Raw genomic sequence first — 26438 nt, forward strand, 5'->3', positions numbered from 1 at the left:
TGGGTGGAGGGCGGAAGAAACTTCGTCCACGGCCACTAAGCGTTGGCGGCACGTTCCATTTCGAGCATGTCGCAGACACGGTCGAGCAGCTTCTCAACAGTGAACGGCTTCTGCATGAAGTCGTCGGCACCGGCAGCACGCAAGTCGGACACTTTGTCCTGCTCGATCATGCCCGAGATGCAGATGACCTTCACCGACTCCAGCGTATTGTCGCTGCGAATTCGCTGGCAAACTTCTTTGCCGTTGATATCCGGCAGCATGATGTCGAGGACGACAACATCCGGCAGAAATTCCTTGACCATCATGCCGGCATCGAAGCCGTTGTTGGCGACCTTAACCTCAAATCGGCCGTCGCGGACGAAAGAGTCGCGCAAGAGTTCGCTCAGTTCCATGTCGTCGTCGACGACCAGAAGTTTGCGCTTGCCGCTTTCTAAGGCGTCGGTCGGAATGCCGTTGTCCCGCATAAAGTTATACAACTCATTGCGCGGGATGCGGCGAAACCGGCTGCCAGGGACGCGAAAGCCCTTGAGGGCTCCGTTGTCGAAGCAGCGGATAATCGTTTGCTGGCTCACCTTACAGATCTTGGCGGCCTCGCCCGTGGTAAAAACCGTCTTCAATGACATGGCTGCGAACCATCCTTCCCTTACGATGGTTAGACCGGCCGCTGAAGCAAGCAACCTCCGTGCTTCAACCCGCCGTGAACAGCCCTGAAAGGACTACCCACGCCGCTCGCCGACCCTAAACTCCGTCTTTCACAGACTACGCCCAAAGCGTAGCTGACACAGTTAACTTGCTTGCTGTAAAGCCCAGGAACGGCGAACCTTTCCAGGCTTACCAAACTTTCCTGACGTGGGCATTATAGCGGGGTGCCCCAACCAGTCAAGATTGATTCATTTGACACAAAGTCAATCAGAACAAATGCTTACGTTGCAACTTTCGATTGCCCCTCAAATTTTCTAAGGGAGCCGAATTACCCATCTTGCGATGTTCTCGCTGGACTCTCGGTCGCGAAAACGACCTTCTAGACCATTGCTGAGCATGGTTCTTGGCTGGTTGACTGTGACATCTTCCCCCTCACTCCCCTCACCTTGTTACCGCAGCCCAGCCGGCAAGGTCTGCTTTTTCAGAACATTCCTCACGTCCGGCAAGGTCGGTTGCCGATAGGTTTCGCAAGCTGGATTGTCGATTACCCCCGGTCGGTTGTTAGAGGGATTTGCCATGCTCGTCATCGTAAGCGACCTGCACTTGAACGACGGAACTGCCGGTGCCTTGCTAGACGCGGGTGCTGCAGAGCTCTTCACCGACCGTGTTTGCGAGCTTGCCTATCGCGCTTGCTGGCGAGCCGACGGCAGCTACCAACCCATTCAACGCCTCGACCTGGTCCTGCTTGGCGATGTCCTCGACATCATCCGCTCGCAGCGCTGGCTGACGAGCGATGTCCGCCCGTGGAGCGATCTTCATTCGCCCGCTGGTGTCGAAATGGTCAGCGGCATCACGAACGAAATCCTGCGCAAGAACGTCGAAATCGTCCGTCAGTTGCGGGCTCTCGCGACCGAAGGCCTGGTGACCGTTCCACTTGCCGGCAGCGATGGCAAGCCCCTGACCCACCACGACGAAATGCCCGTGGCGGTTCGCACGCATTATATGGTGGGCAACCACGATTGGCCGCTGCACTTGCCAGGTGCCAGCTACGATCTGCTCCGGCACAAGGTTGCTCATCACCTGGGTCTGGCTAGTCCTCACAATAAGCCATTTCCTCACGAAGCGGCCGAAAGCGAAGAACTGGCCGACGCTCTGCGTCGTCACCGCGTGCTGGCTCGTCACGGCGACATCTTCGATCCACTCAGCTTTGCTGACGACCGCGATGCCAGCAGCATTGGCGATGCCTTGGCGGTTGAACTGCTCGCCCGCTTCCTGCAACGCATCGAAAGCGAACTCAGCGGCGATCTCACCCCCGCTGCCATGGCTGCGATTCGCGAGATCGACCAGATTCGCCCCACATTGCTGGCTGCTCCGTGGATCGAATGCACCCTCGAACGCCACGTACCTCAACTGGCGATTCGCAACGTCATTAAACGACTCTGGGATAACTTGGTCGACGACTTGCTCGAACTCGAAATCATTCGTCAACGGAGCCGTTGGACACCAGCCGACGTCATCGATGGCCTGGCTGGCGCGCTGATGTTCAGCAAGCGTGACTCGTCGCAATGGATGCAGCGGACGCTGCGTTGGCAGGAAAGCCTGCGTGGTGCCGCCAGCCAGTCGTACGTCGCGCATGCCTTGGCCGAAGCTGACCTGCGCAATCGTCGCGCTCGCCATATCGTCTATGGCCACACGCACCATCACGAAGCGATTCCGCTCGATGCCAGCCATGCTGATGGTTACGTGCTGAATCAAACTTATGTGAATGCCGGTACCTGGCGTCGCACCTACAGCGCTACGCAAGTCGCTGCTGCCACGCAGGAGTTCTGTGCCAGTGAAAGCTTCTCGCTCCTCGCCTTCTATCAGGCCGACGAGCGGAACGGCCGCAGCTACGAAACCTACAGCGGCACGCTGGCACCGAAGAGCGCCTACGTCAGCGCACCTCCCACCGTGCACCCCGAAACCAACTTCAGCTCACAGGGCCAGCTTCGCGCCCCGCACTTCGCCCGCCAAGGCGCCCGCAGCAGAGCGTAGGCGCAGGTCAAGGTTTCAGGTTAGAGTTTCGTCATGTCGATACTCGATCGGTTTCGTTTGGATGGCAAGCGGCTGCTGATTACCGGCGGCAGCCGTGGGCTGGGGCGCGAGATGGCGCTGGCCTGTGCCGATGCAGGCGCGGACGTCATTCTGCTCGGGCGTGATGTCGAGAGCTTGAACAAGACGGCCAATGACATTCGGGCGTTCGGCCGGCAAGCCTTCACGCTTGAGACCGATGTCGGCGACATGACCAAGTGCGAAGTGGCTTGCCAGCGAGCACTGGCCGAGTTCGGGCCGATTCACATTCTCATCAACAATGTGGGTGGCCGGCGCCAGAACATTCCCACGCACGAGATGCCGCTGGAGACCTGGCGGCAGCTGATGGACCTGAATCTCACCAGCACCTTTCTGTGCACCAAGCTGATTGGCGGGGCGATGATCGCCCGCGGCGAAGGGGGCCGGATCATCAACATTGCCTCGATCAATTCGCTGGTTGCCGGGCGAAAGATCGAAGGGCGACACTACGAAACGGCCAAGGCGGCAGTGCTGCAGTTCACCCGAGCCGTCGCCGCCGATTGGGCTCCGCATGGCATTACCGTGAATGCGATTTTGCCCGGCGGCTTTATGACCGAGCCGAATCAGCGGTGGAAAAAGCTGCATCCGGAAGTCGTCGAGACCTTCGTGCAGCAGATCCCGATGGGCAAGTACGGCGAGCCGGAAGATTTGGGTCCGCTGGCCGTGTATCTGGCCAGCGAAGCTTCGCGGTACATGACCGGGGCGGGGCTTGTCATCGACGGCGGCTATACGCTGTGGTAGGAATAGAGGTACTCCTCTCTGTCCTGCTCCCTCGCTCCCGTGAGCCGGTCTGTGACTTTTCAAGCTCTTCAAGCGTATTGGCCGCTCCCGCTGGTGGGCGTGTACTTTATTCTCGCCTCGTCGCTGTTGGGGCGGTGGATGCTGCAACCGATCAACGAAGCAGGTGGGCGCGTGCAAGCGCCACGCAAGTTCCTGCTCACCGACTTTGCCTGGCTGGTATTGCAGCTGCAGCTGGCACTGGGTTTTAGCGTGTCGTGGATCGGAGTCGAGCAGCGCACGTTTGCGCCGATCCTCGCCTTTCTGATGTTCGCCGTCTTTGTGCTCTGGCTGTTCGGCGTCGGTTTTCTTTCGCGGGCAGGCGTGACTCAGCCTTTGCGGCGGGCGATCTTCACCACGGTGCTACTGCCGGCGACACTCGGCGTGATGATGGCGCTGCCGGCCCTGCTGGTGATGCTCGTGGTTCTCGAATCCGATTTTACGCAGTGGGGCGATTTGGCGATTCCGCTGCGCGAGTACAGTCGGTCGAAGCCCCTGCTGTGGGTCGTCACACCGACGCTGCCCGTCATGGGCTGGATGCTACGGCAAGTCTCGTTCTGGGTCGTACGCGAGCGAACCGAACCAGCTTCAACCACGATTGCTACCAAAGGGCTAAAGCCAACATAACCGCCGCATTCATTTGCAACCGTCGGTACTCATCTCGCTCAGTCGAGATGAAAGCAACGATAATTGTGCTAAGCAAGCGAGAAGCAAGCATCTTGCGGAGCAAGATGGCGACGGTGACGGACGGATGCCAATAGCGGCCGCTAGCCAGCACCGCTAGCTCGCATTTTCTTCTGTAGGTCACTTCGCACCCTGCGCGATACAATCGGCCCGGGGTAGTGCCTGCGCGCACGAAGCGCGATCGTACCCAATCATTTACAGGGAGCACCACACGCGGCGGCATTTGCCGCGTGGAACGACGATGACCGGACAAGGAGGTCCGCAATTCGAACTGCATCGCACTCGTGCGGCGAGTCGGCGATGGCTGCGACCAATGCTCTGGGCATTGGCAGCGCTGCTGTTCTGCGCGCCTCTGTTTGCTCAGAAGCTGTCTGCCGCTGAAGTCGATCTCCGCCTGCGCTTGGCCTGGGGTGGTGGTGAGGCCTGTGCCTGGCAAGGTGTGATCGAACTCACCGCAGGTCAATTGGTCTCCGCTCAACCGCTTGGTCTCGAGGCCGACTCGCCCGGCGCGATGCAGATCGTTAACGATCAACTGCTGCGCGTCTTCCCGCGCTCGCCGCGTACCTACGATGGCTGCGACCTGCATGTGAAAGCGCCCGCCGATGCCATCCTGCGCGTCAAGCTCTTTCCCGCCGGCAGTGCGAGTGGCGAAGCAATCGAATTGCCGCTCGAAAAGCTGAAGCAGGGTTTTCATAGCTTGAATCTCGATCAGCAGCGGAATCGCCTGTTGGTGCAACGCTCGCCCGGCGATGTACTGCGCGTCAACTTCACCCGCGATCACCTGGTGTTTGCTCCCAGCGAAAAGTTCAGCTGCGAAGTCATTCCCAATGCCTTGCCATTGACGCCCAGCACGGCCTATCAGATGACCGCCACGCTCTACGACGCTCGGGGCGGAGCCGAACGAAATCGTCTCGACCTGGAAATCAAAACCGATGAGACCGGTTCGTCCTTGGCAGCCAGTGTCATCGATATGCCGCTGCCCGCCGAAGAAGGCGTGTACGACGTCGTCTTGTCGCTCTATCTCAAACGACTCACTTCGCCGCTCTTGCGCGGCAAGCCCATCGCCGAGCGCCGCGTGCAACTCGTCGTCGTCGATCCCGTCCAGCGAACCACTGCCACGCCAGCGGAGTGGAAGACCACCTGGGAGATCGATCCGGCGAATCCCAAGTGGTGGGAACGGATGGCCCGCATTCCCACGCTGCCGAAACTTCCCGGCCTGACGACACAGCCTTTGACCAACGGCGCTACAACGCTGAAAGAACACCTCGGCCGCACCTGGATCGAACTGCCGCCCGATACCTGGCAAGCCTATCCCTTGTCGGTCGAAGAGATCGGCCGGCCGCACGTGCTGCAGATCGAGTATCCCAACGACCTGCCGCAGAGTCTCGGCATCAGCATTGTCGAACCCAACGCCGCAGGCCAGGTGATGCCCATTGGTCTCGATAGCGGCGTCGAAGTGACGGCCCCGGGCGCTGGTGTCGCGGCCAAGGTCATGCGCCATCGTTTGATCTTCTGGCCGCAAACGAAAGCGCCGGTTGTGCTGCTGACAAATCGTCGCGCTGGGCAAGGGGCTTGGTTCGGCAAGATCAGCCTGCAAGCGGGGCCCATGACATTGCCACCCGTGCGATTGCCGCCGACAAACTTCGCGCAGCGAATGTTCGCTTCGTGTCTGGAGCGCCCGTTGCTTCCCGAAAACTTCTCGGCCGGCGAAGCGCTCGATCCTACGACCGGCCGCACCCTCGATGACTGGGTCACCTTTTACCTGGCTACGACCCGGCTGATCGAATACCTGCAACACTCCGGCAGCGGTAGCATCATGTTGCCAGTGCTGTGCGAAGGGAGCACGCTCTATCCGAGCAAGCTGCTCGAACCGACGCCGCGCTACGATACGGGCCTGTTCTTCGAGAGCGGACAAGATCCGCTGCGCAAGGATGTGCTCGAACTGCTGTTGCGGCTGTGCGATCGCTCGGGAGTGCAATGCGTCCCCTCGCTGCAGTTCAATACCCCGCTGCCAGAGCTCGAACGGCAACGCCTGCTCGATCCCGCGACAGCTGTGGGCATCGAACCTCTGGGTGTCGATGGCCGACCAATCCTTGCGCGACGCTCGCCGCGGCGTGGCCTCGCTCCGTATTACAACCCGCTCGACGAACGTGTGCAGCAGGCAATGCGGAACGTGGTTGCTGAACTGGCCGCGCGCTACGGCGAACATCCTTCGCTCACGGGCATCGGCTTGCAACTTGGCCCCGAATCGTTCGCGTTGCTGCCGGAAGATCTCAGTAGCTGTGACGATCGCACGTTGCTCCTGTTTCAGCAGCAGGCGGGCGTGACGCTCTCTGCGCTCGATCCGCAGCAACCCCAGTGGCGCACCGAAGCTACCAACACCCTGCGCACCACCGCGCATTCGGCCTGGGTGCAATGGCGCAGCCAGCGGATCGCGGCCTTCTATCGCGAGCTGCAAGGAGCCGTCGAAGAACATCATCCCGGTGGCAAGTTGTTTGTTCTCTCCAGCGAACTTCTCACCTCGCGTCCTGTGCAATTTGCCCTGCGACCGGTCTTGCCCGCGCAAGATCAAGCGGCTGCCGCCTTCGCCGCACTCGCCTTCGATCCCAAGCAGTTCGCTGCCGACAAGCTGATTGTCGTGCCTCGTCCTCAACGAGTGGCTCCCGAGTTTCTCGGCCTCTCGACCGCCTACCATGCCTGGGGACAAAGTGCCGATCAGACAAGCCTCTTCACCGGCTCGGCTGCCGCGACCCAACTCACCCTCGAACCTTCGCCGCTGGCACTTCCTTCGTTCGATCGCGTCAGCCCCTTTGGTGCCGAACAAACCCGCCTCTGGCTCGTGCCGCAGCTCGTTCCTTCGGAAGGCTTCAATCGCGAACGCTTCGTGCATGCGATTGCCCAGACCGATACTCGCATGCTCATTGACGGCGGTTGGCTGCTTCCCCTGGGACAAGAGAACTCGCTCAACTCGCTGCTAAAGGTCTTTCGTCGCTTGCCCGACGAGCCCTTTCAAACGGCTCAGCCTCGCTCGACCGGCGCGAACATGCAGCCCGCCGTGGTTCGCACCTTGTCGCGCCGCGGCAAGACCTATTTCTATGTGACCAACGATTCTCCCTGGCCCATCACGGTCGAGATCGATTGGCACGCCGCGACCAAGCTCACCATCGAACCCTACACATCGCAGCGAGAGGCGAGTTCCACCACGCAGGGGACACGCACTACGTGGACGATTCGCATGGAGCCTTACGATCTGGTCGGTGGCGAAGTGAACAATCCGCAGGTGGTGGTCGACAGTTGGCGAACGACCTTGCCCGACGATGTCGCCGAGAATCTGCGCGAGCAGGTTCGCCAGCTGCGCTATCGAGCTAACGCGCTTCGTTCGCCGCAACCGCGCGACGTGCTGGCCAATCCCTCGTTCGAACGCGTCGACGACAAGGGCGAGCCCGTGGGCTGGGTCCACGCGCAGGGCGCTCACGCAAAAGTTGGCATCGATATCGAAGAAGCGCTGCAAAGCCGACAGTCGCTCCATCTGCAGGCAACGCGCGACCCGGTCACCGGCCGCGCGGCACCGGTCTGGGTGCGCAGCGATCCTATCTCGGTTCCCGCGACCGGCCGCATCTCGGTTGTCGCGCACTTGCGTGTTGCTGATCCCGCGCGGCAGCCTCGCCTGCGACTCGCCATCGAAGGGAAGCTTGACGGCCAACCTTATTACCGCTGGTCGAACGTCGGCTTGAGCGAAGATGGCAAGCCGCTGAAAGTGCAACTGCAAAACGAGTGGACTTCGTATCGCTTTCCGCTTACCGACTTGCCCTTGAGTGGCTTGACCGACCTGCGGATCGGCTTCGACTTGATGGATGAGGGAGAAGTCTGGATCGACGAGGTCCAAGTCTTCGATCTGTGGTTCGACGATCACGAGCGCGACGAACTGCTGAAGAGCATCGCAGCCGCTGACTTTCAATTGACGGCCGGTCAACTCGTCGCGTGCCAGCGATACTTGGCCAGTTACTGGCCGCAGTACCTGCGTCATCATGTGCGCGTGGAATCGCTCGAGTCGACCCTGCGTCCCACGCCCCCTGCCGAAGCCAGCTCCAAAATCCCGGCCATCCCCGGTGCAGCTGCCGCGTCGAATGCGATTAACACGGTCGTCAAGCAAGTGACACCGCCGGTGGTTCCGATTCCTCCTCTCACGCCGGACCGCGAACGGGCCGAACGAGAACGCGGCGAGCGAGATCGTGAGACCGCCCGCGCCGAACGCGAAGCCGAAGAAAAGCCCGGCATGATGGACCGTATGCGCTCGTGGTGGTCTGGCCGCAGCGAGAAGAAGACGCGCTAACCCAAAAATCAACGCTTCCGGCTCAGGCCAAGGATGTTCACTTGCGCACCATGCAAACGACGTAGTCTGAATACATCGCGTCGTAGGTTTGCCGCGCAGCTTGCACGCGGCGATAGGCGGGCGTGAGTGAGAGGACGAGCGCGATCGACGAGAGGACTGCGGAGATTGCTGCCGAGGTGAGCATCGCGGTGCGAGATCCCAGGAACATGCAGCCGACGAAGAACATCAGGGCGACGATGCCCGTCGCGGCAAACCAGCTTTGCACGTGCCAGAGTCGCAGTGCTGCCGGGCTTGTTTTCTCGAGCAGCCAGGTTTCGTACACATCGTCGGGCACTTCGGTCGCGTAGGCAGTTACCTCGTACTCGCCGGCGGGAATCTCCAGCGGTGAACATCCGCCGGGGCGGCTATCGAGTTCCGCGCGATCCGTTTTAAAGAGATACTCGAGCCCGCCGAACCAGCCTGTGCCGGCAATCTCCAACTTCCGCAGCCAATGTACTTCTTCGCAATATGGCTGCAACTCCGCCGGCAGTTCTTCATCGACAAACACGTTCAGCGAATAACTTCCGTTGGCCTCGCAGGGGAAAGAGACGATCTGTTGCTGGTCGTGCAGTTCGTTACAGAGCAACTTCAACTCGGTGTGCTCGATACGCTCGTCAAAATCAGCGGGGAGCGACTCCGGCCAGAAGAGGCCGACGAGAGCCACATCGGTGCTGCCTGTTGCAGAGAATTTCATGCCAGCAAAACTATCATCATTCTCGTCCGCGTCTAGGCGGGCATTCGTAGCAGCGAAGAATTCCTCCCGGCGGATTACTCGGAAGCAAAAGCCGGTTGCAGAAGCCCCCAGGCGGTATCTGCCATTCGTTGATGCCCGGCCTGGGAGAGGTGAATAGTATCGAGCGTGGAATCTCCGCCTGCGAGAATGGAAAGCAGAACTCGCTTGGGGACGAGTGCAACCTGGTGCCTGGCAGCGGCAGCGCGCTGCACACGGCCATACTCGTGATAGAAGGGAGGGAGCGGCAACTCGAACATCACCAACTGGCGATTCGGTGCGGCCAGGTTCGCGAGCAAGGCCTGCAGGTCACGGTCGAACTCGGCAGCGGTGGTGGAGCCGAGCAGATCGTTGCCGCCGATTTCGATCAGCACCAGTTCGGCATCCACGCCTTGTTGCTTCACTCGTTTGAGTGCCGACGCCGCGGTCTCGCCGACGTGCGAAATATTCTGCACCGTCAGTTGATGTTCGCGAGCGAGAAGTTTGGGCCACGTTTCCGCCTTATCGCTGCCTCCAACACCGGCGGTCATCGAATCGCCCAGCACGGTTACCGAGCGCGATGATACGGGGCGCAACGTCGGCAGGGCGTGATACGGCACTTCCGCAGCCGCGGCGAACAACCAGCCTGCCATCAAACAGTGCGGAGCCCAATGTTGCCAATCTTGGCGAAAGCCGGAGAGCACCCACGGTAGCGAACCGGCAATCGCCAGCACATAGAACCAGTACGAGATGGCTGTCGAAGATAGGACGATGGCCAGGGCCGCCACGATCATCAGCAACACGGCAATCCGGTGGCAAGTTCGCTGCGGCCACTGTGACAGAATCGCCCCCGCCAACATCAGGGCGATGCCCGTGAAGAACGACTGTCCGCTGGCGATGTGATACACGAGCGGGTTCATGACGAGTGGCTTTCTTCCCAAGCAGCGAGCGACCTTTCGGCGTGGCTATAATAGCCCCCTTCAGCTTACTCGCCCACTCTCTGCCCCGCCTCCGGAGCTTTGCTCATGTTCCTACGTGCCGTCGTCGCGCTCTGTGCGATCTCTCTCCCGCTCGCCGCCATGGCCGAGACCAAGTTACACATCACCACCGACAAGCCCGCCGCAGTCTATGAAGCGGGCGAAGAAGTGGTGTGGAAGGTTGCCGCGAAAGATGGTGACGCGATCGTTCCCGGTAAGTTCTCGTACATCGTTAAGCGTGGCGGCTTGAAGGAGATTGCTTCGGGCGAATTCAGTGGCATGGACAATACGGTCCGTCATCAAGACAAAGGGGACGCAACAAAGGCACCGGGCGTGGTGATCTTGGAAGTGAAGTTCAAGCCCGAGGGTGAAGGGAAGGAACTGAAGGGTCTTGGTGCAGCCGTGTTTGCTCCGGACAAGATCAAGGCCTCGTCACCGCCCCCTGCTGACTTCGACGATTTCTGGAAAGCGAAGATCGCGGAACTCGATGCCGTGCCGATGAACGTGCAGGTTGAGAAGGTGGACATCGGCGATCCAAAGATCGAGTACTACAAGGTGACGATGGACAACATTCGCGGCCGCAAGATCTATGGCCAATTGGCCAAGCCTGTCGGCGGCGAAAAGCTGCCGGCGCTGCTGCAGGTGCAATGGGCTGGCGTCTATCCGCTGAACCGCGATTGGGTCGTGGGACCCGCGAAGCAGGGTCGATTGGCCTTCAACATCATCGCCCACGATCTGCCCATTGATCAGGACGCCAAGTTCTATCAAGACAAGGCAGCGAAGGAACTGAACGACTATCCAGGCCAAGGAAACGACGATCGCGAGACCAGCTACTTCCTGCCGATGTTCCTGTCCTGTCGTCGCGCGGTCGACTACCTCACCCAGCGACCCGATTGGGACCACAAGCATCTGGTCGTGCAGGGAGGCAGCCAAGGTGGCTATCAGGCCATCGTCACCGCGGGCATTCATCCGGCCGTCACGGCCTTTGCCGCCAACGTGCCAGCGGGCTGCGATCACACCGGCAAGCAAGCGGGCCGCTCACCAGGCTGGCCGAACTGGGCCAGCCGCGTGTGGCAAAAAAAGGACGAGCAAAAGATGCTTGAGGCCTCGCGCTACTTCGATGCCATGAACTTTGCGACCCGCACCAAAGCCCCCGGCCTGATCGGGCTGGGTCTTGTCGATCCGGTTTGCCCGGCCGAAGGTGTGCTCGCCACTTGCAACCAACTGCAAGGCCCCAAAGAGGTCATCATCATGCCGCTCGCCGACCACGGCGGCGACCATAAAGCCTACTACGCCCGATTTGGCGCGTTCCTCGATAAGCAGTTGAAGGATTAAGCCTAACCCGTGCCGAGACGAACTCCGTCTGGTGAAAACTCTGCCTCCCAGGGCCCTGCTTCGGCCCAGCCTCGACTGACGACGCGAACCCGTTCGCCAGTGACAGGATGCGGGAACTCGTCCTTGCAGGGCAATAGTTCGATTTCTGCTTGGCCGCAGTGCAAGCATTTCGCGGGAGCGGTACGTCGTTGACGCCATTGGATGCGAGTATGCAACTCAGCAATTCGTTGTTCGATAGGCGTAACGATGAACGCAATCATCAGCTTCTCTTCTTCATTGGGATCTAGCAGTGTCCGAAGCTCTGCTTGCATTTCGTCGATCGACTCAATCTGCTCGGCGATGGTGATTTGCTGGCAGGTGTAACACCAGCAGTCCGCTTGTCGAACAGGCAGCAGTAAATTGTCATCAAGGCGATAGTTGAGAAAGGCAGAGTAAAGACTGAAAACGTTATCTGAACCAGAATCGGGAAAAGCATATTCGGTGTATCCACGGCCCATAATTCGTTCATTTCTTTGGACGCAACCGTTTGGCTGCCGGCTGGATCCGGCGAAAGTGTTCCGTAAGGGATCCGGACAGGGGCATCCAGTAGTAGTCGCCTTCGAAATGGATATGGCGCAGAATTTCCGCCATGCAAAAGTCATCCCAGTAGCGGATGACGACGCTATCGGCATCACTGGCAATCACCTCGTAGCGAGTTACCCTGCGGACGCCGTCGTATTCCCAGCGGCAAGTGCGCGGGCCCCAGTGAATCACCAGCTTGCCGAAGATCGAGCGTAAGGTGCGAATACTCTTGGGCGAAGCGCTGGCCTTAGGTTTAAAGTGCCGCATGGTCCGCAAACGATCAGATCGCCACGTTCCGAGCAGTCGCCGATCTACTTTCGCAGGTTTAGGCATATGGAGTTACCCACCTTCGCGGGCGAAGATAATAAAATCCGTCATGAGAACCGTACCGCCGTGGCGGCCGATGAGCTTGGCGATCTGGCCGCGATGATAAGGGCCGTGGGTGATGACCTGCGTCAGGATCTCGATCACGGGAGTCGAGAACTCTTGCCCCGCTGCATTGCGATAGTGCTTCACTTCGGCCAACTGTTCGTCGCTCAGTTGATCAAGGAACGTGCGATAGCCAGCTTCGTTTTCGGCAGCCAGTTGCTCGCACTCAGCGAGCGACAGCGTGGGCCAAACGGCATGCCGCGGGTCACGTTGCTGCAGGCGCGAGAGCCAAACGTGTTCGGCCGCGAGCACATGTGCGAATAAGGGCAACGCTTCGTTCTGCGCGGGCTCGGCGGTCGCGCGCAAACCTGCCAGCGAGCGTTGATCGGCCCAGGCTACGTAGCGGAGCATCCGCTGCAGATATGCTTTCATGTTTTGGCCGAGCGCGTCGGCTCCTCGCAGATCGATGATGGCAATCCGAGTATTCTAGCTAGACTCCTCGAAAGCTGGCGAGCGCTGAGGAAAGCGTGAGGTCGAATGCCCGTTGAGATTCGATGTAGAATTTCGCTCCAGGCTGGCCGTGCGCCAAGGCCCACTGATCCCACAGTCCTTCAGGCTCCAAGTATCTTGCCGCGAAGTTCGCTCTTAACCGCTGGTCGATCCAGACCAAGGCCGGCAGCGCCCAATGTTGATCGTAATAGCAGTCTATCTTGGGAAGCCAACGGTCGAGGTACGCGCAAAGGTGCGCTGCGCTCTCCTCATCCGCAAAACAGGCCAGTGCGGCGCAATAGCCTTGACCTGCGAAGCACATCTCACTCCTGCAGAGCAGTCGCCCCAATTCGTCTCGGAATTGGGTCCAACCGCGCAGCCCCGCGTACCAACTGGCAGTCAATCGACCTCGCCACTCACGCTCGCTGAGCAAGGTGGCGACGACTGCCGGTGCGACTTCAGCCACGCAGCGGCGAAACTCGGCGAGCATTTGCTCGCGTTCGACTGACACCTCGGTCGCGAGTAGTTGGCGGCTGAAATTGCCGTGTAGAAGGTTCGCGTATAAAGGGCTTACCCAGCGTGCGCGATTGTCGGAAAGTTTGTCCATCGGCGATGCTCTGCAGGCAAACTCTTCTCGCTAACGCTTCCGGCTCAATAGAAATGCAGGACTACAACTTCCGTTTGCGTTTAGCATCTGGATGGCGTGGCAGCCACTTGTTGCGTTGTGATCTAGCGGCGGTATTGTGGCGAGTTGGCTACCGCGAGCGCTTCGCTTCGCCGGGGCGCGAGCTCATGTTGGGGCCGAGCGTTTGGCGCTGCGGATGCTTCGGGCCAAGGGCCACGCCCATCCAGCCGTCATGAATCACCAACTGCGTGACTTGTTGGTCCTGCAATTCCGGCGACATCGCGATCTGCTTGTTCACCAGGCTCAGCTTGCGATTGCGCGAAAGCACTCGGCTGAAGATGCCACGCAGCGCGATCTGGTCGCCGAAGCGGAGCTTCTCGCCGATGAGCTCGATCACGCCATCGCGGGCCAGGTTGGCATCGAGCTGATCGGAGTAGGGAGCATAGTAGCCACGCACAGTGAAGTTCTGCCACTTCGACTTGCCGTGTTCGAGGGCTTCGATGCGAATCGTCAGCCGCACGCGACCTTCGTCGCAATCAACGCGGACGGGATCGGTCTGCATGAAAGTGACGTACACATCTTCCGGCAGATCTTCTGGCGGCGGAGGAGCGTCTTTGGTGAAGATCGAAGTGACCTCTTTATACAGCTCGCGCAGTTCCAGCCGGCGACCGGCTAGGTTCAACCGATCGAGAATGTTGTTGAAGGCCGTTTCGTGCACCTGCACGCTAAGCAGGCTATCGCCCGGGGCTTGCGGCCGCGGCGTGTGTGACGAAAGTTGTTCGTGGCCGGCCAAGCGATAGCGGGCAATCAGCCTTTCGTGGGTCGTTTCCATATCGACGGCCGTGGGCTCGAGCTGCAGCTTGCGCATCGGTTCGAGCAACTTCGTTTGAAAGTTCGCTTTGCCTTTTTGCAGTTGCTCGGCGACGGCTTGATCGATACGAGACGTTGCGCGGCCCTGGATCTTGCCTTCGACTTCGAGGCGAGCGGAGTCTTGCGCCGCATCGTACTGGCTGCGAGCAATCGCGCGAGCCAGGCTGCCGAGCAAAGGGATGCCGTCGTACGAAGTTTCGTAGTCGAGCAGATTGCTGTTGGCCTGCGCTTCGGCTTCGGCATTGAACATCCGAACGCCGCGGCGATCGACGAGCAACATCTTGCGGACGCGGTAGTGCGACACGCCATTTTGATAGAACGTCGCGGGGCCCTTGGTGGACGAAGTGTCGGATGCCACTTCGCCTTTCGCTTCGAGACCCATGCGCCAGCGCAGACGATCGGGGAGCAGGACGAGACGCAGCCGCGTGCTCGCTTCGCTGTTCCCTTCGACATAGGCCCCCTGGATCGTGTCTTGCACGTATTCCAGCTGGCGAGCTTCCTTCGGCAACATTCGATTCACGAGTTCCGCCGAGATCGCCACGCGGACATTGGCGTTGCGATAGTACATGTTGAGCGTCTCGCCCAATTCGGCAATGTTCTTATCGGGCGACCAGCGGACTTGTTGATAGGCATTGGCGAGGGCGGAGCTTTCGGCAGTCAACTCTTGCCGTTCATAGTCTTCGATGCTCTGCAGAACTCGCACCAGGTCGGTGGGCTCGTCTGCCCAAGCCTTCAGGTGCTTGGTCAGGTCGAAGAAGACTTCACACTCGGCGAAATCGCCTTGCGTGGCATCGAACTGCGTCGAGTTAAGCCGGCGAAGGATATCGCGGGCCAGGGCGCGGCGATCGGCCGCCGATGTATCGGCCGAGGCAATCTTCTGGCGAGCTTGTTCCAGGCGCAGATAGTTCGTCCAAGGCGCACCACCGGGCAGGGTGAGCAGTTTTTGCTCCAGCGTGGTGAGGCACTGATTCCAGGCGGCCGTATCGGGACTTGCGATCTGGCGATTGGCCGCTTCATAGGCAGCAACATGCGTCACCTGCCAGACGGCAATGCGCCGCACGATCGCATACCCGGCGCGCAGCACTTGCGAACGTTGATTGTCGCTCGGTAGCGGAGCGGCAATGCCCTTGGCTTGCTCGGCCAACTTGTGCAGGTTATCCAGGGCCGTGCCAACCGCAGGAGCATCGAGGCGTTCGACCATCGCTAGCGCTTCGAGTTCCGCAATCGCTTGCTGGGCCCAAATTGCCGCTGATGGTTCCGCATCGGCCAATTCGCGAAGCTGAGCGATCAGCGCCGTGGGATAAGGCCAGGCACCAGCCGACGCATTGGCGGGCGGCGGAGGTACATCGGGTTGAACTTCAGGCTTGATGGTTGATTGATTGGGCAGATCGGCCGCGTCGGGCAAAGTGCGCGGCTCGGTGGGTACCGTGGGACTGGGGGTCGAAGGTTCCGTTGGCACCGGAGCCACTTCGGGCTCGGGGGTACTCAACTCCAACTCGACCTTGGGGGCGATGCGCGTGGGCTGTTCCGACAGCGAAGGATCGAGATCGATCTGCTCGGCCACCACCGGACCGGTCGGTGCCACTTGCTGGGGTGTGGCGAATTCTTCCAAGCCCGTAGCGGGAGATTCGAGCGAAGCTGCCCGAGCAGGCGTTGGCTCCGTCTTTTCAGCGGGCATCGCGGGAACTTCAAATGCCGGAGCTAGTTCGACAAACGAATTTTCGGCCGGCAGATAGGGAGCAGGAGCCGGTGTGGCAGGATTGAACGCTACCGTCGCACCGATGTCTTGCAGGTGAGCCGGGGCGGGGAACAGCCGGAGGTGATCGTTGTTAGCGACGGACTTGCCGGGCAAGAAATAGAACCAGCCTGAGGGCGCGACTAAGCTTAAAGCAGCAATCAGCAGCACCAGGCCCAGAAACTTCCAGGAGTAGCGACGAACAAGTCGACTCATCATCCGGCTCCGCGTTCCATGCATTCGCCCAGAGAGCCGCACATTCGCACCTCTCTAACAGTAAAATCGGAACGATCGGGCCCCGAAGTGGAATTACAACGGTTGGCGGTGGGTAACCTCTGCGACCGCCCTAAGTTGACACACCGAAGTCACAGCTTTGACAGCACTTACCACGCGACTTTGCCGATTAGCAAAGAAGTGCGGCGACAGCAGCTGCGGGCTGCCGCCGACATGCCACCCGTGCACGCGTCAGCGAGGAGCCCCCGACCGACAACTTGAAACATTCACCCCCGTCGCGATTGCAACGCTGAGTCCACCGCACACACAACCTCTTTTCTCTCTCATGACGAATCTGTATCTCATTGGCTATCGCGGTTGCGGCAAGACCACCGTCGCGCGCCTGGTGGCAACTCGCTTCGATTGGCTAGCTCTCGATGCCGATGAAGTTTTGGAACAGCGGGCTGGTCTCTCGATCCGCGAGATCTTCGCCCAAGAAGGTGAGCAGGGGTTTCGAGACCGCGAGAGTCAAACTGTACGCGAGCTGACGCAGCGACAACCGGTTGTGGTCTCTTGGGGAGGTGGCGTCATTTTGCGAGAGCAGAATCGCGACCTCTTGCGCGCGAATGGCCGGATCGTTTGGCTGCGAGCTCGGCCAGAAACATTGCTGCAACGAATCGAGCAGGATCCAACCACCGGCGCGCGACGCCCGAACCTGACAGCGGCTGGCGGCCTCGACGAAGTGAAGAAACTGCTGGCTCAGCGCGAACCGATCTACGCCGAACTGGCGAACCTCATCGTCGACGCCGACGAAGCAGTGCCCGAACAGATCGCGCTGCAGATTGCCGCTTGGCTGCAACAGCAGGAAGGTCGCCGAGCATGAACTGGCTGATCGACATTGGCATCTTCCTGGTGGCACTGCTGGTCGGCAGCGGCATCAACTGGGCCATCTACACGCTCGCGTTTCGCGCGCGGCCGATCAGTCCGTGGGTTACACCGCCCGCCGGTGCGGCTTCGCGCAGCTGGCTCGATTGCATACCGATCGTTGGCTGGTGGCGTTTGCGCCGCGAAGAGAAGTTTCACGGGCGCTGGTTTTGGATTCGCCCCATTTTGATTGAAGTCTGCTATGCCGCCGCCATGGTCTGGCTGTTTCACTTCCTCACCGCCGGCAAGTTGCTGCCTCCGAACGGGCAGCTGATCCCCTTCGTACCCAGCGACTGGTACCCCATCTTTGCCGCGCATGCCATTCTCATTGCACTGCTCACCATCGCCACGTTCATCGACTTCGACGAGCAAACGATTCCGGACGTCATCACGCTCCCGGGCACCATCTTGCTGTTGATCCTGACCACCATCTGGCCAGCCATGCATCTGCCGGCCGTTTACATCGTCGCGGGAGTGCTCACCTTCGAACCTTTGCTGTTCACATCGAAACATGCTGGCGCGTTTCCGCCAGACATGCTGGACTGGCCGGGCTTGGCGATCGCTTTGGCCATTGTGTGGGCTTGGTGGCTGGCGATCATCCCGGGCTTGCTGACCTTTCGCCGTGGACCGTGGAAAGCTGCGCAGTTTTACATCGTCAGCGTTATGCGCGACAACCTTCGTCTTGGCCATCGCCCGCAGGCCAAGTTCCCCGCCGCAGCTGGTGGCCGTTTAGAACGAACCTGGCTCGATAGACTCCTCTGGTGGCGATATAGCATCACGTTTCTGCTGATTTCTCTGGGTGTGGTGGCTGTGTGGCGAGTCGGCGGCGTGCATTGGCAGTCGTTACTGACGTCGCTCGTCGGTTTCGCCTTCGCGGGCGGGCTTGTGTGGGGTGTGCGCATCGGCGGCACCATTGGTTTACGGCAAGAAGCGATGGGATTTGGCGACGTCACACTGATGGGGATGATCGGCGTCGTCTTCGGTTGGCAAGCTTCGCTGCTGGTCTTCTTTCTTTCACCGGCAACGGCGGTCATTGTCGCCGTCACGCAGTGGTTGCTCACACGCCGCAAAGACATTGCCTTCGGTCCTTACCTCGCACTGGCTGCGGTGATCGTGATTGTGATGTGGCATTGGCTCTGGGAATCGTATGCGCGCGGCATCTTTGCTTTGGGCAGCCTTGTGCCGATCGCGATCGTCTTCTTCTTGCTCTCGATGACCGGCATGTTGTGGGTGTGGAGACTGATTCGCGAAGCGATTTTCGCGCGCATCGATGGTGACTTGTAACCGAGATCAGGGCGCGCGATGTCACATTTTTGTACGCGAGTGACCAGTCGACACACTTCGCGCGCATGATTTTCGGAAATTTTTTCGCGCATCTTTTTCGCGCGTGGTGAGTTTGCATTTTTCATCTCACCGCGCACTCGCAAACTTCATTTCGAAGTTCACACGAACGTCGTCGCTCCTCCTCGCGCGCGATCGTTGTCGGTTGCGAGGAACCGTTTGATGTCGCAGCGCGCAGTTACGACACGCAAAGACCCTGACTCCGAATACGAAATTAAAACCAGCAGAAAACAGGTCGATTTTTATCGAAATGATTCGGCCTCTGCCGTGTGAGTCGCGCACGACGTTGAACTTTTCAAATCACGCAAGCCTTCGTTCGCCGCGCTGCGCAGCCCGCGCGCGATGACTTGCGCAGCGCATCGCGCGGGTCATCAACGGCGATCTCTGCGCGTCGCGCATGAGTTGCCGATGATCGCGCGCGACACATCATTTTGGTTCATCGCGCGTCCAAAACATGACTGATGTTGAAGCGCGCCGCGCGTTTTCCTCTTGACGATTTGCAAGCAACTCGCAACATTGGTAGCAACTCGCGTGGAAAAAATGTCGATGACGAATGTCAATGACACTTGACCACAAAAGTTGCGAATCAAAAGTCCGAAGCAGCATGCTGAAGACTGCGACGACCAACTCAACACGAGTGACCAAAGCAGGGAGTTACCGGGCCGCCTGCCAGAGTGAATGTGACACACGGGATGTCATGGCACACTGGCACCGAAACAATGGAGACGTTGTGACGGCAACCGCGGACCGTGGCATAGGTGAGTGAAGAGCGGCTCGATCTGTTTCGTTTGCTGCTCGCCTCGCCAAGTTTTTCCTAAGGGAGGATGTTGCTGTGGCCAAGAAGAAAGCTGCTAAGAAGGCTGCCCCGAAGAAGGCTGCTAAGAAGGCAACCAAGAAGGCTTCGAAGAAGGCACCTGCAACCAAGAAGGCCTAAGTGCTTTTTGGTGACCGCAGCCCCTATGTTGCTGTAGCCGCCTGAATCCGCAGGCATGATGCCTAGCCCTCAGATGCCGGCTGCACACAACCGATAACAACGAGAAAGAGCCGCCGCGACGCGATGTCAGGGCGGCTCTAGTCATTTCTTGGCGGAGGAGAAGGAGCTGGGGAGTAGGAACTGGGAACTAGGGCGGGGGGAAGTAGTTTAAAGTTTTAGGTCAGAGGCCGGCAGTCAGAGATCACCATGACTCACCGCCCCCGGACCTGCTCCGGGGGTTTACTGGCTTTTGCACTAGCGGCCGAAAGCTGAGTGGTCGGGGGTCGGAAAAATCAGCGCTGGGCAATTGTTGCTTATTGCCGTCGAATCGCTCAGATTATCCCTGCTTCTTTCACTTCGAACTTCGAACTTCGAACTTCCCCCAGGATCCCGCCATGCTTCGCCGCGTTGTGCTCTTTGCCCTGCTGATTCTCAGTCCCGCGTTGCTTCTCGCTGCCGACACCACCGCAGCCGTCGATGCCGCCAAAGTGCGCCGCGATGATGCGGCGAAGATCGAATGGTACGACGCCCGCGTGATTGGACTCGAAGGGCAGGCTTTCACCGATGTGAAAGCTCCCTACGATCGCCTGCCCGCGCGGGCCGAGGGGAAAGTTCGCCCGCCCGTGTGGAGCCTGAGTCAGAACTCGGCCGGAATCTGCGTCCGCTTTCGCACCGACTCGCCGACGATTCATTGTCAGTGGACGAACACCTCGAGCAGACTGGCCATGCCGCACATGCCAGCCACGGGTGTCAGCGGCGTCGATCTTTACGTGCGCGATGACAAGGGAACGTGGCGGTGGCTGAGTATCGGCCAACCGAAAGAAGGAACCAAGCACACGGCGACGCTCGTTGAGGGTCTCGCCAAGCAAGATCGCGACTACTGTCTCTACCTGCCGCTGTACAACGGCGTCTCGCAGGTCGAAATCGGCGTCGCCGAAGGGAGCAAGATCGAACGACTGGTGCGTGAAGAAGCGAAGCGACTGCCGATTGTCTTCTACGGCACCAGCATCACGCAGGGAGGTTGCGCCTCGCGACCCGGCATGGTGCACACGGCTATTCTTGGCCGTCGCTTGAATCGCCCCGTGATCAACCTGGGCTTCTCCGGCAACGGCAAGATGGAACCGGAAGTTACGGCCTGCATCGTCGACATCGAAGCCGCGGCCTACGTGATCGACTGCCTTCCCAACATGACCGCCGCCGAAGTCACCGCGAACACCGCACCGCTCGTCGCCACGCTCCGCAAAGCCCATCCCAACACGCCGATCGTCCTCGCCGAAGATCGCACCTACAGCGATGCCTTCTTGAAGCGCGACCGAGCCGAACGTAACACCACCAGCCGTGCGACCCTCCAAAAGATCTTTGCCGAACTGCAACCCAACGACAAACTCCTGTTCTATCTTCCCGGCGAACAGCAACTTGGATCCGATGGCGAAGACACCGTCGACGGCTCGCATCCCACCGACCTCGGCTTTCTCCGCATGGCCGACGAGTTCAGCAAAGTGCTTGAACCCCTACTGAAAAAGTAGGTCTGCCTCTGAACATGCTACTCGCTTCCACTGGTTGTTGCTTCGCTGCCATCGCGAGCCAGGATTCAGGAAGTCAGGTGTCAGCGGACGTGCATGTTCGCGCAATCGAGCCGCTTACAGCCTCTGAACAGCACCCGGCCTCTGTGTGATCAAAAATACATCAGAAATAAATAAGCAAATACTTGACAATAGACCATCACTGTGAGCTAATGTCGGGAAGTTCTCTCACAGTCTGGTTGTTAAGGTGAGTGCCCGCGAGGTGCGGTTGGGGTGCGTCGTGCTCGCGCGGTGGAAGGCGAAATTGCGAGCGAACGGTTATCTCGACGGAATGAGATGAGTACGAAGAGGCGTGTCCAACAACTCGCCCGGTTATTGGACAAAAGGAGTGAGTGGCAAAAATTGAGCGAGAGTCGCAAGTGATACAGTGGCAGCAACTTCCGGCAGAATTCAAGAATGGATGCCTGTCCAAAAACCTCGCCGGTTGTTGGACGTTTTGAGTGCAGCAAGGAAAGAGAGTTCGGCTACTGTGGCAGTGACCCGCAAGACAGCCAAGGAGTTACGTCGCGGATCACCCTCGTTTGGCTACGCTTAGAGTGGGTGAGGGACAGGTATCGACGTGCGGTGGTGGGCTGGGGGCGAGACGCGGCACGCGGGTGAGCCATTGGATGAGGCGTCGAATGACGGGCATCTGGGCAAAGCGACCGGCGATGCTGTAGCCGAGACCGGGAATGACAATTACCTTGTTGCCTTGCAGGCAGCGGAGAGAGCAAGCGACGACTTCGTCGGCCGACATCCAAAAGTGGGCTGCGGGAGCCCAGCGCTGATTGAATCCCTTCATCGTTTCGGCGCTGTGAAACTCGGTGCGAACAAATCCGGGGCACAGGGCCTGAACACGGACGTTCGTGCCGCGAAGTTCGTCCTGCAGTGCCAGCGAGAGCCCGGCCAGATAATTTTTGGTGCAGCCGTACTGGGTATTCCCCGCGCTGTGGAACCAGCCTGCGAGCGAGGAGACATTGATGACGTTGCCACTGTTTCGCTCGATCATCTGAGGAAGTACGGCGCGGGTGAGCATCGTCGGCGCGACCACATGGACATCGACCATCGCCACCAGATAATTGGCATCGGTATCGGCAAAGTAACCAACGGTGCCGAACCCGGCGTTGTTGACGAGCAACTCAACGTCCGGTGTTTGCTCCAGTCGCTCAGCCAGTCGCTCGACTTCATCGCGCTTACAGAGATCGATGGTGTAAGGCTCGGCAGTTGTGCCGTACTCGGCGGCGATCGTAGCGCAGACTTGCTCAAGGGGTGCCTGTCGCCGGTCGATCAAGAGCAGGCGATAACCTCGCTGGGCCAATTGCCTGGCAAAGGAGAGACCAAGCCCACCGGCTGCGCCGGTGATGACTGCTAAACCGCGCTGGGATGTGCTTTGCATCGACGGACCTCCGCGACAGCCTGTTTACTTTGGCTTGCCGACCACGACATATCCCAGGCCGCCCCAGATCGAGTGAATGCGCCAGTCGCGCAGTGCCTGATCGACGAGGGGCTCGATCTTCAGATCGGTGTGCTCGAGGATCACGTCCGACATGGGGCCCAAAAAGAAGACCTTCGACAAGATCCATTTTTGGAGCTTATGCAATCCGAGCTTGTGCGCGATCTGGCGATTCGGCAGGTCGGGCACTTCGTCGGCGACCACGATCAGACCGTCGGGTTTCACGACGCGAGCCATTTCCTGGAACGCTTTGCCCGGGTCGTTCACGTGATTGATCGCCCCCAAGCTGAACAGGTTGTCGAACGTCGAATCGGGGAACGGAAGTGTTTCGGCCTCGCCGACGATCAAATGGAGATCGCGGTCGGCATAGTCGTGCTGACACTTCTCCAAGAGCACGCGCGAGATATCGACGCCATAAACCTGGCAGTCGCGAGGAATGAGCGGCAGGTTGCGCCCGTCGCCCATCGCCACGTCCAAGAGTTTCGTTCCCGAGAGCTTGGGCAGATGACGCAGAACTTCGTTGCGAGCCCGGCGCTCGCCACCGCGCGGCAGGTGGGCGACCCATTCCCAAAACCGGAACTTGGGCCACAGCGAGCTGTTGTAGTAGTCGGCCGCGATGGCGTTGTTTCCTTCGTACTGTCCTTCCATGTGCAGCACTTGGCGGTCGATCGGAAACACGCGCGAGCAAGCCGGGCAACTCAGGGCTTGGGCCGATTGATGCTGCAGCGGGCCGCTGCACTCGACGCAACGCAGGTGCGCGACGGCGGCTTGCCACTTGGAATCTGCTGCTAGTTCTTTGACTGCATTCATTGCGTGGACTCGCGGGCTAAAGGAGCCGACTGCTTCGTAAATACCGCAATCAGTCGCCTGTAGATTGAAAGATTAATCTCCGCAGTCACTTTTTCAAGGTTTTCTGCCCGAGATGACGCTGAGTCGCCCTTTCGCGTGCCGCGCATTCGTCAGAATCGGCCTGCGACGCGAGTTACAACCGTGCGGGACATGCACTTGCACCGAAATGGGGAGCGCGGGAGACTGACAAGCGACGTAGGGTGTTCGCCTTGGTTGGTTCTCTTGGCAGTTCGTTACTTCGTCGCAAATGAGTTGCGACCTAGGGAGATGCCGGTTCGCCGGATGCGGTTGCATGGATGAGGAAGCCGTCAATCTGATTGTCGCCAGCTTTATCTTGGGGCTGCGAGTTTCGCAGAGCATCAACAATCTGCCCGACCCCGACGAGATTCGCTATCTGGCCCTGCTCGAAACACTGGAGCGCCTGGTAGCCGGCGAAGAAGTCCTGTGGGATAGCATCGCTCAGCTAAAACGCCAGCGGCCCGAGATCAACGACCTGGCCGAGACTCAAGCAAAGTACGACAGCCTGCGCACGCTCATCGCCAGCACCGTGTTGAAGAAATTGCGACCTGCGGGGAAGTAGTCGCAACATCCATTTGTTCCCCACACTCATTCTGTCATCAGCGGTTTCGCAAGAGTGCTTCCATGCCGGCCATAGAACCGGCAATGGTCATCCCGCGTTGACGGACGTCCTGGCCGGCATAATCGCTACCGGCAGTCGTCGTCGATTCATGGCGCGATGAACCCCAGCGCGAAATGGGCGAACTTTTCGCTGGTGCGCACACCGCGACCTATAGTTCACGAAGCCGGTATTAGGTCTGCTTCCAGGTGTGCCCTATGAATTCCTCAGAACAGCGTAGCGCTTTTCGCATTGCGATGCCCGATGGGCAGAAGCAAGCGACGCTGCGCATTCAAGGACGCACATTTGATGTCCAGCTGGTCGATGCTTCGTCGACCGGCGTCGCGATTGCTTGTCCGCTGACCGTGGGCCTCGAAATCGATGACACCTGTGAATTGCTGACCCTCAGTGGCAACAGCCTGCTGCAGGTCGTTCGCAAAGAAATCTTCAAAGACGGCATCCTGCTGGGCGCGGTCCGCACTGGAGATGTTCCGGATGGTTCGCGCGGCATCTTGAGCTTCGCGTTCTCGTCCCTCTCCGCATTACCCGGCACGCTGTGGCAATCGTCCAATGCCACGCTGATGTGTGGGCTGATCGGACTGGTGCTGCTGTTGGGCTTTGGCCTGTCCTATGCCTGTTGGCATTTCGGTTGGCTCGCGAAACAACAGCCTATGGCTGCGGTTACTCCGCCAGCGGCACTAAACGAAAACTTGGCAATGCAGGCCAAGCTGCAAGCGGCGGCACTGCGAGTGGATGCCCCAGAGCGAGCGGCCCCCGTTTCCGCCAGCGACCAGCGCGCTCTAAAGATCTTCGATCATCAAAAGCAGCTCCTCTTGCCCGATACCTCGCGCCGGCTGCGACTCTCGCCCGCTCAAGAGAGCCACATTCAGCGTGCTATCGAGGCCGCCGCCGAGGCCGCTGCCGATACTTCCCGTCAAGACTTTTGGGAAGCCATCCATCGCAGCGAACGGCAGATCTTGAACGTCCTCAGCCCCAGTCAGGTCAAAGCCTGGCGGCAGCTGAACGGAACGTAAGTACAGCGCGGGCCCGCGTTGCTCTCCTTCTGTCCCGGGTTGTGCGTATTCACAAAGCCCGGCAATTGTTATAAGGATTTGCGCGCCATCTGCGAATAATGTCGCGCCTCTTACAATCAATTAGGGCAGGGTTTGTGAACGCCCCTCTGTTGAGGGGGCCGAAAGTCAGTCAATCAGTTCCTCAAGAGTCGCGACCCACAGATTTCGATGCTGCGGCGTTTCGCGGAGGCTGTTGACGTGGCGCTCAGCACGATTGTGCGGGAGTAGGCTAACTCAACGATGCGAGCAATTCTCGGAGAGCCTCAATCTTAAGACGATAATTCCGTTTCCATTGTTTATCTTCGGAGTGTTCTTCTTCTGGCGATTTAACGGGAAGCTCGGGCCCGCAATAGCTGGCAATGTGAATGAATTCCGCCGCTTCCCATTCCTGATCTGTGAATGGCGCTGATGCGGCTCTCGATTTCAGGCGTTCCTTGAAGCAATCGGGTAAGCAGGCAAACACTTCCCTAGCGTTTGTCGGGGTGAGGACTTCGATAATTTGTCCCTCGGCTTCCATTTCAAGAAGCACACCGCGATCGTATAGGTCGATGAACCTGGCGATTTTCTTCGTTGCACTCAGTTCGTATGCCGGGTTCATGCCCCGAATTCTACCCGACTTATGGGGCAACAGCGACTTTTTGGGCAAAGCCAACTGAACCGGCTTTGCCCAACAAATCGCGTCTGCCCAAAAAGTCAGTTCATGCGTAACACGATGTGAGTTATCGATTCGCCACTTCTGCGCAAGTCTAGGTATTGCGAACCCATTCCCTGGCTCCAGGATTCTTTGTCGGAACAAACTTCCCACAACTCATCATCGGGTTGGATCATCGCCTTTAGCTTCTCCCAATCGCCGTTGCAGTAGCCCAGCGGCTTCTTCAGTTGGGTTCGTCGCTCTTCGCATTCTGATCGCTTGATCTTCAAGCTGGCAAAGTAGTCGGCTTCAACTTCCGCAACCGTAACGCGGCGCTCTTGCTGCTGAGGTCCAGGCTTTAGTCGCATCGCCTACTCCCGAACAATCGTGCTGAGCGCCACACCGACCGCATCGGCGAATCGTCTCAGCATCGAAATCTGCGGGTCGCGACACTTAAGAAACTGGTTGACCGACTTACGCGCGGTGTCGCCCTTGTAGCCCATAGGCTTCGCCAAGTCGCTGCTGGGTCCAGCCATCGGCGCGCTTCGA

Annotated in this window: 23 protein-coding genes; 10 read left to right on the forward strand and 13 right to left on the reverse strand. The window is 59.3% G+C overall.

Annotation, left to right across the window (positions count from 1 at the left end):
- Positions 1–35 precede the first annotated feature (35 nt).
- Positions 36–623, reverse strand: a complete 588-nt coding sequence (locus tag NA78x_RS01525; RefSeq protein ID WP_425616653.1) for a response regulator — start codon at positions 621–623, stop codon at positions 36–38.
- Positions 624–1218: 595 nt separating this feature from the next.
- Between NA78x_RS01525 and NA78x_RS01530 the strand changes: the two genes are divergently transcribed.
- The 4 genes from NA78x_RS01530 to NA78x_RS01545 all read left to right on the forward strand — a co-directional run bounded on the left by NA78x_RS01530 (position 1219) and on the right by NA78x_RS01545 (position 8545).
- Positions 1219–2676, forward strand: a complete 1458-nt coding sequence (locus NA78x_RS01530) for a hypothetical protein (RefSeq protein WP_425616654.1) — start codon at positions 1219–1221, stop codon at positions 2674–2676.
- A gap of 33 nt (positions 2677–2709) precedes the next feature.
- Positions 2710–3492: an SDR family NAD(P)-dependent oxidoreductase gene (locus NA78x_RS01535; RefSeq protein ID WP_425616655.1), complete on the forward strand. Its 783-nt coding sequence runs from the start codon at positions 2710–2712 to the stop codon at positions 3490–3492.
- Positions 3493–3543: 51 nt separating this feature from the next.
- The gene (locus NA78x_RS01540; protein WP_425616656.1) at positions 3544–4155 is read left to right on the forward strand and encodes a hypothetical protein; all 612 of its coding nucleotides are present in this window, start codon (positions 3544–3546) and stop codon (positions 4153–4155) included.
- Positions 4156–4453: 298 nt separating this feature from the next.
- Positions 4454–8545: a hypothetical protein gene (locus NA78x_RS01545; RefSeq protein WP_425616657.1), complete on the forward strand. Its 4092-nt coding sequence runs from the start codon at positions 4454–4456 to the stop codon at positions 8543–8545.
- A 37-nt stretch (positions 8546–8582) separates the two neighbouring features.
- Here the strand turns inward: NA78x_RS01545 and NA78x_RS01550 are convergent, their stop codons facing one another.
- Positions 8583–9278: a hypothetical protein gene (locus NA78x_RS01550; protein WP_425616658.1), complete on the reverse strand. Its 696-nt coding sequence runs from the start codon at positions 9276–9278 to the stop codon at positions 8583–8585.
- Positions 9279–9352: 74 nt separating this feature from the next.
- Positions 9353–10213, reverse strand: a complete 861-nt coding sequence (locus NA78x_RS01555; protein ID WP_425616659.1) for an SGNH/GDSL hydrolase family protein — start codon at positions 10211–10213, stop codon at positions 9353–9355.
- A 105-nt stretch (positions 10214–10318) separates the two neighbouring features.
- Between NA78x_RS01555 and NA78x_RS01560 the strand changes: the two genes are divergently transcribed.
- Positions 10319–11605, forward strand: coding sequence for an acetylxylan esterase (locus tag NA78x_RS01560; protein ID WP_425616660.1), 1287 nt, complete (start codon positions 10319–10321; stop codon positions 11603–11605).
- 2 nt (positions 11606–11607) lie between these two features.
- Here the strand turns inward: NA78x_RS01560 and NA78x_RS01565 are convergent, their stop codons facing one another.
- From NA78x_RS01565 to NA78x_RS01585, 5 genes are all read right to left on the reverse strand, one after another.
- On the reverse strand, positions 11608–12102 hold the full coding sequence (locus tag NA78x_RS01565; RefSeq protein WP_425616661.1) for a hypothetical protein: 495 nt from the start codon (positions 12100–12102) through the stop codon (positions 11608–11610).
- 7 nt (positions 12103–12109) lie between these two features.
- Positions 12110–12433, reverse strand: a complete 324-nt coding sequence (locus tag NA78x_RS01570) for a hypothetical protein (protein ID WP_425616662.1) — start codon at positions 12431–12433, stop codon at positions 12110–12112.
- Between the two features lie 72 nt (positions 12434–12505).
- Positions 12506–12967, reverse strand: coding sequence for a DinB family protein (locus NA78x_RS01575; RefSeq protein WP_425616663.1), 462 nt, complete (start codon positions 12965–12967; stop codon positions 12506–12508).
- Positions 12968–13025: 58 nt separating this feature from the next.
- On the reverse strand, positions 13026–13631 hold the full coding sequence (locus NA78x_RS01580) for a DUF6000 family protein (RefSeq protein ID WP_425616664.1): 606 nt from the start codon (positions 13629–13631) through the stop codon (positions 13026–13028).
- 148 nt (positions 13632–13779) lie between these two features.
- Positions 13780–16470: a hypothetical protein gene (locus NA78x_RS01585; protein WP_425616665.1), complete on the reverse strand. Its 2691-nt coding sequence runs from the start codon at positions 16468–16470 to the stop codon at positions 13780–13782.
- 343 nt (positions 16471–16813) lie between these two features.
- Here NA78x_RS01585 and NA78x_RS01590 point away from each other — a divergent pair, with 343 nt between their 5' ends.
- The 3 genes from NA78x_RS01590 (at position 16814) to NA78x_RS01600 (ending at position 21231) form a co-directional block, all read left to right on the forward strand.
- On the forward strand, positions 16814–17350 hold the full coding sequence (locus tag NA78x_RS01590; RefSeq protein WP_425616666.1) for a shikimate kinase: 537 nt from the start codon (positions 16814–16816) through the stop codon (positions 17348–17350).
- Positions 17347–18675: a prepilin peptidase gene (locus tag NA78x_RS01595; protein WP_425616667.1), complete on the forward strand. Its 1329-nt coding sequence runs from the start codon at positions 17347–17349 to the stop codon at positions 18673–18675. Before NA78x_RS01590 ends, NA78x_RS01595 begins: the two co-directional genes overlap by 4 nt.
- 1425 nt (positions 18676–20100) lie before the next feature.
- Positions 20101–21231: an SGNH/GDSL hydrolase family protein gene (locus tag NA78x_RS01600; protein WP_425616668.1), complete on the forward strand. Its 1131-nt coding sequence runs from the start codon at positions 20101–20103 to the stop codon at positions 21229–21231.
- Between the two features lie 568 nt (positions 21232–21799).
- Here NA78x_RS01600 and NA78x_RS01605 read toward each other — a convergent pair.
- Positions 21800–22663 (reverse strand): SDR family NAD(P)-dependent oxidoreductase, encoded by an 864-nt coding sequence (locus NA78x_RS01605; protein WP_425616669.1) that lies wholly within the window; start codon positions 22661–22663, stop codon positions 21800–21802.
- A 24-nt stretch (positions 22664–22687) separates the two neighbouring features.
- The gene (locus tag NA78x_RS01610; protein WP_425616670.1) at positions 22688–23530 is read right to left on the reverse strand and encodes a methyltransferase domain-containing protein; all 843 of its coding nucleotides are present in this window, start codon (positions 23528–23530) and stop codon (positions 22688–22690) included.
- Positions 23531–23861: 331 nt separating this feature from the next.
- On the opposite strand from NA78x_RS01610, the gene NA78x_RS01615 reads away from it, so the two are divergent.
- Entirely contained in the window at positions 23862–24149 is a 288-nt protein-coding gene (locus NA78x_RS01615) for a hypothetical protein (protein WP_425616671.1), read from the forward strand.
- 254 nt (positions 24150–24403) lie between these two features.
- Positions 24404–25219, forward strand: a complete 816-nt coding sequence (locus NA78x_RS01620) for a PilZ domain-containing protein (RefSeq protein WP_425616672.1) — start codon at positions 24404–24406, stop codon at positions 25217–25219.
- A gap of 268 nt (positions 25220–25487) precedes the next feature.
- Here NA78x_RS01620 and NA78x_RS01625 read toward each other — a convergent pair whose 3' ends face one another.
- The 3 genes from NA78x_RS01625 to NA78x_RS01635 form a co-directional block, all read right to left on the reverse strand.
- Positions 25488–25856 carry a hypothetical protein gene (locus tag NA78x_RS01625; RefSeq protein ID WP_425616673.1) on the reverse strand — a complete coding sequence of 123 codons (369 nt, stop codon included), beginning with the start codon at positions 25854–25856 and terminating at the stop codon, positions 25488–25490.
- Between the two features lie 95 nt (positions 25857–25951).
- On the reverse strand, positions 25952–26257 hold the full coding sequence (locus tag NA78x_RS01630) for a hypothetical protein (RefSeq protein ID WP_425616674.1): 306 nt from the start codon (positions 26255–26257) through the stop codon (positions 25952–25954).
- Positions 26258–26260: 3 nt separating this feature from the next.
- Positions 26261–26425: a hypothetical protein gene (locus tag NA78x_RS01635; protein WP_425616675.1), complete on the reverse strand. Its 165-nt coding sequence runs from the start codon at positions 26423–26425 to the stop codon at positions 26261–26263.
- Between the last annotated feature and the right edge of the window lie 13 nt (positions 26426–26438).

The sequence above is a fragment of the Anatilimnocola aquadivae genome, assembly GCF_049819085.1.
Classification (GTDB): Bacteria; Planctomycetota; Planctomycetia; order Pirellulales; family Pirellulaceae; genus Anatilimnocola.

What these genes read in the sequence shown, in the direction of transcription:
- NA78x_RS01525 (WP_425616653.1), bottom strand. Translation starts at nt 623, where the DNA reads ATGTCATTGAAGACGGTTTTTACCACGGGCGAGGCCGCCAAGATCTGT.
- NA78x_RS01530 (WP_425616654.1), top strand. Translation starts at nt 1,219, where the DNA reads ATGCTCGTCATCGTAAGCGACCTGCACTTGAACGACGGAACTGCCGGT.
- NA78x_RS01535 (WP_425616655.1), top strand. Translation starts at nt 2,710, where the DNA reads ATGTCGATACTCGATCGGTTTCGTTTGGATGGCAAGCGGCTGCTGATT.
- NA78x_RS01545 (WP_425616657.1), top strand. Translation starts at nt 4,454, where the DNA reads ATGACCGGACAAGGAGGTCCGCAATTCGAACTGCATCGCACTCGTGCG.
- NA78x_RS01550 (WP_425616658.1), bottom strand. Translation starts at nt 9,278, where the DNA reads ATGAAATTCTCTGCAACAGGCAGCACCGATGTGGCTCTCGTCGGCCTC.
- NA78x_RS01555 (WP_425616659.1), bottom strand. Translation starts at nt 10,213, where the DNA reads ATGAACCCGCTCGTGTATCACATCGCCAGCGGACAGTCGTTCTTCACG.
- NA78x_RS01560 (WP_425616660.1), top strand. Translation starts at nt 10,319, where the DNA reads ATGTTCCTACGTGCCGTCGTCGCGCTCTGTGCGATCTCTCTCCCGCTC.
- NA78x_RS01565 (WP_425616661.1), bottom strand. Translation starts at nt 12,102, where the DNA reads ATGGGCCGTGGATACACCGAATATGCTTTTCCCGATTCTGGTTCAGAT.
- NA78x_RS01570 (WP_425616662.1), bottom strand. Translation starts at nt 12,433, where the DNA reads ATGCGGCACTTTAAACCTAAGGCCAGCGCTTCGCCCAAGAGTATTCGC.
- NA78x_RS01575 (WP_425616663.1), bottom strand. Translation starts at nt 12,967, where the DNA reads ATGAAAGCATATCTGCAGCGGATGCTCCGCTACGTAGCCTGGGCCGAT.
- NA78x_RS01580 (WP_425616664.1), bottom strand. Translation starts at nt 13,631, where the DNA reads ATGGACAAACTTTCCGACAATCGCGCACGCTGGGTAAGCCCTTTATAC.
- NA78x_RS01585 (WP_425616665.1), bottom strand. Translation starts at nt 16,470, where the DNA reads ATGAGTCGACTTGTTCGTCGCTACTCCTGGAAGTTTCTGGGCCTGGTG.
- NA78x_RS01590 (WP_425616666.1), top strand. Translation starts at nt 16,814, where the DNA reads ATGACGAATCTGTATCTCATTGGCTATCGCGGTTGCGGCAAGACCACC.
- NA78x_RS01595 (WP_425616667.1), top strand. Translation starts at nt 17,347, where the DNA reads ATGAACTGGCTGATCGACATTGGCATCTTCCTGGTGGCACTGCTGGTC.
- NA78x_RS01600 (WP_425616668.1), top strand. Translation starts at nt 20,101, where the DNA reads ATGCTTCGCCGCGTTGTGCTCTTTGCCCTGCTGATTCTCAGTCCCGCG.
- NA78x_RS01605 (WP_425616669.1), bottom strand. Translation starts at nt 22,663, where the DNA reads ATGCAAAGCACATCCCAGCGCGGTTTAGCAGTCATCACCGGCGCAGCC.
- NA78x_RS01610 (WP_425616670.1), bottom strand. Translation starts at nt 23,530, where the DNA reads ATGAATGCAGTCAAAGAACTAGCAGCAGATTCCAAGTGGCAAGCCGCC.
- NA78x_RS01615 (WP_425616671.1), top strand. Translation starts at nt 23,862, where the DNA reads ATGGATGAGGAAGCCGTCAATCTGATTGTCGCCAGCTTTATCTTGGGG.
- NA78x_RS01620 (WP_425616672.1), top strand. Translation starts at nt 24,404, where the DNA reads ATGAATTCCTCAGAACAGCGTAGCGCTTTTCGCATTGCGATGCCCGAT.
- NA78x_RS01625 (WP_425616673.1), bottom strand. Translation starts at nt 25,856, where the DNA reads ATGAACCCGGCATACGAACTGAGTGCAACGAAGAAAATCGCCAGGTTC.
- NA78x_RS01630 (WP_425616674.1), bottom strand. Translation starts at nt 26,257, where the DNA reads ATGCGACTAAAGCCTGGACCTCAGCAGCAAGAGCGCCGCGTTACGGTT.
- NA78x_RS01635 (WP_425616675.1), bottom strand. Translation starts at nt 26,425, where the DNA reads ATGGCTGGACCCAGCAGCGACTTGGCGAAGCCTATGGGCTACAAGGGC.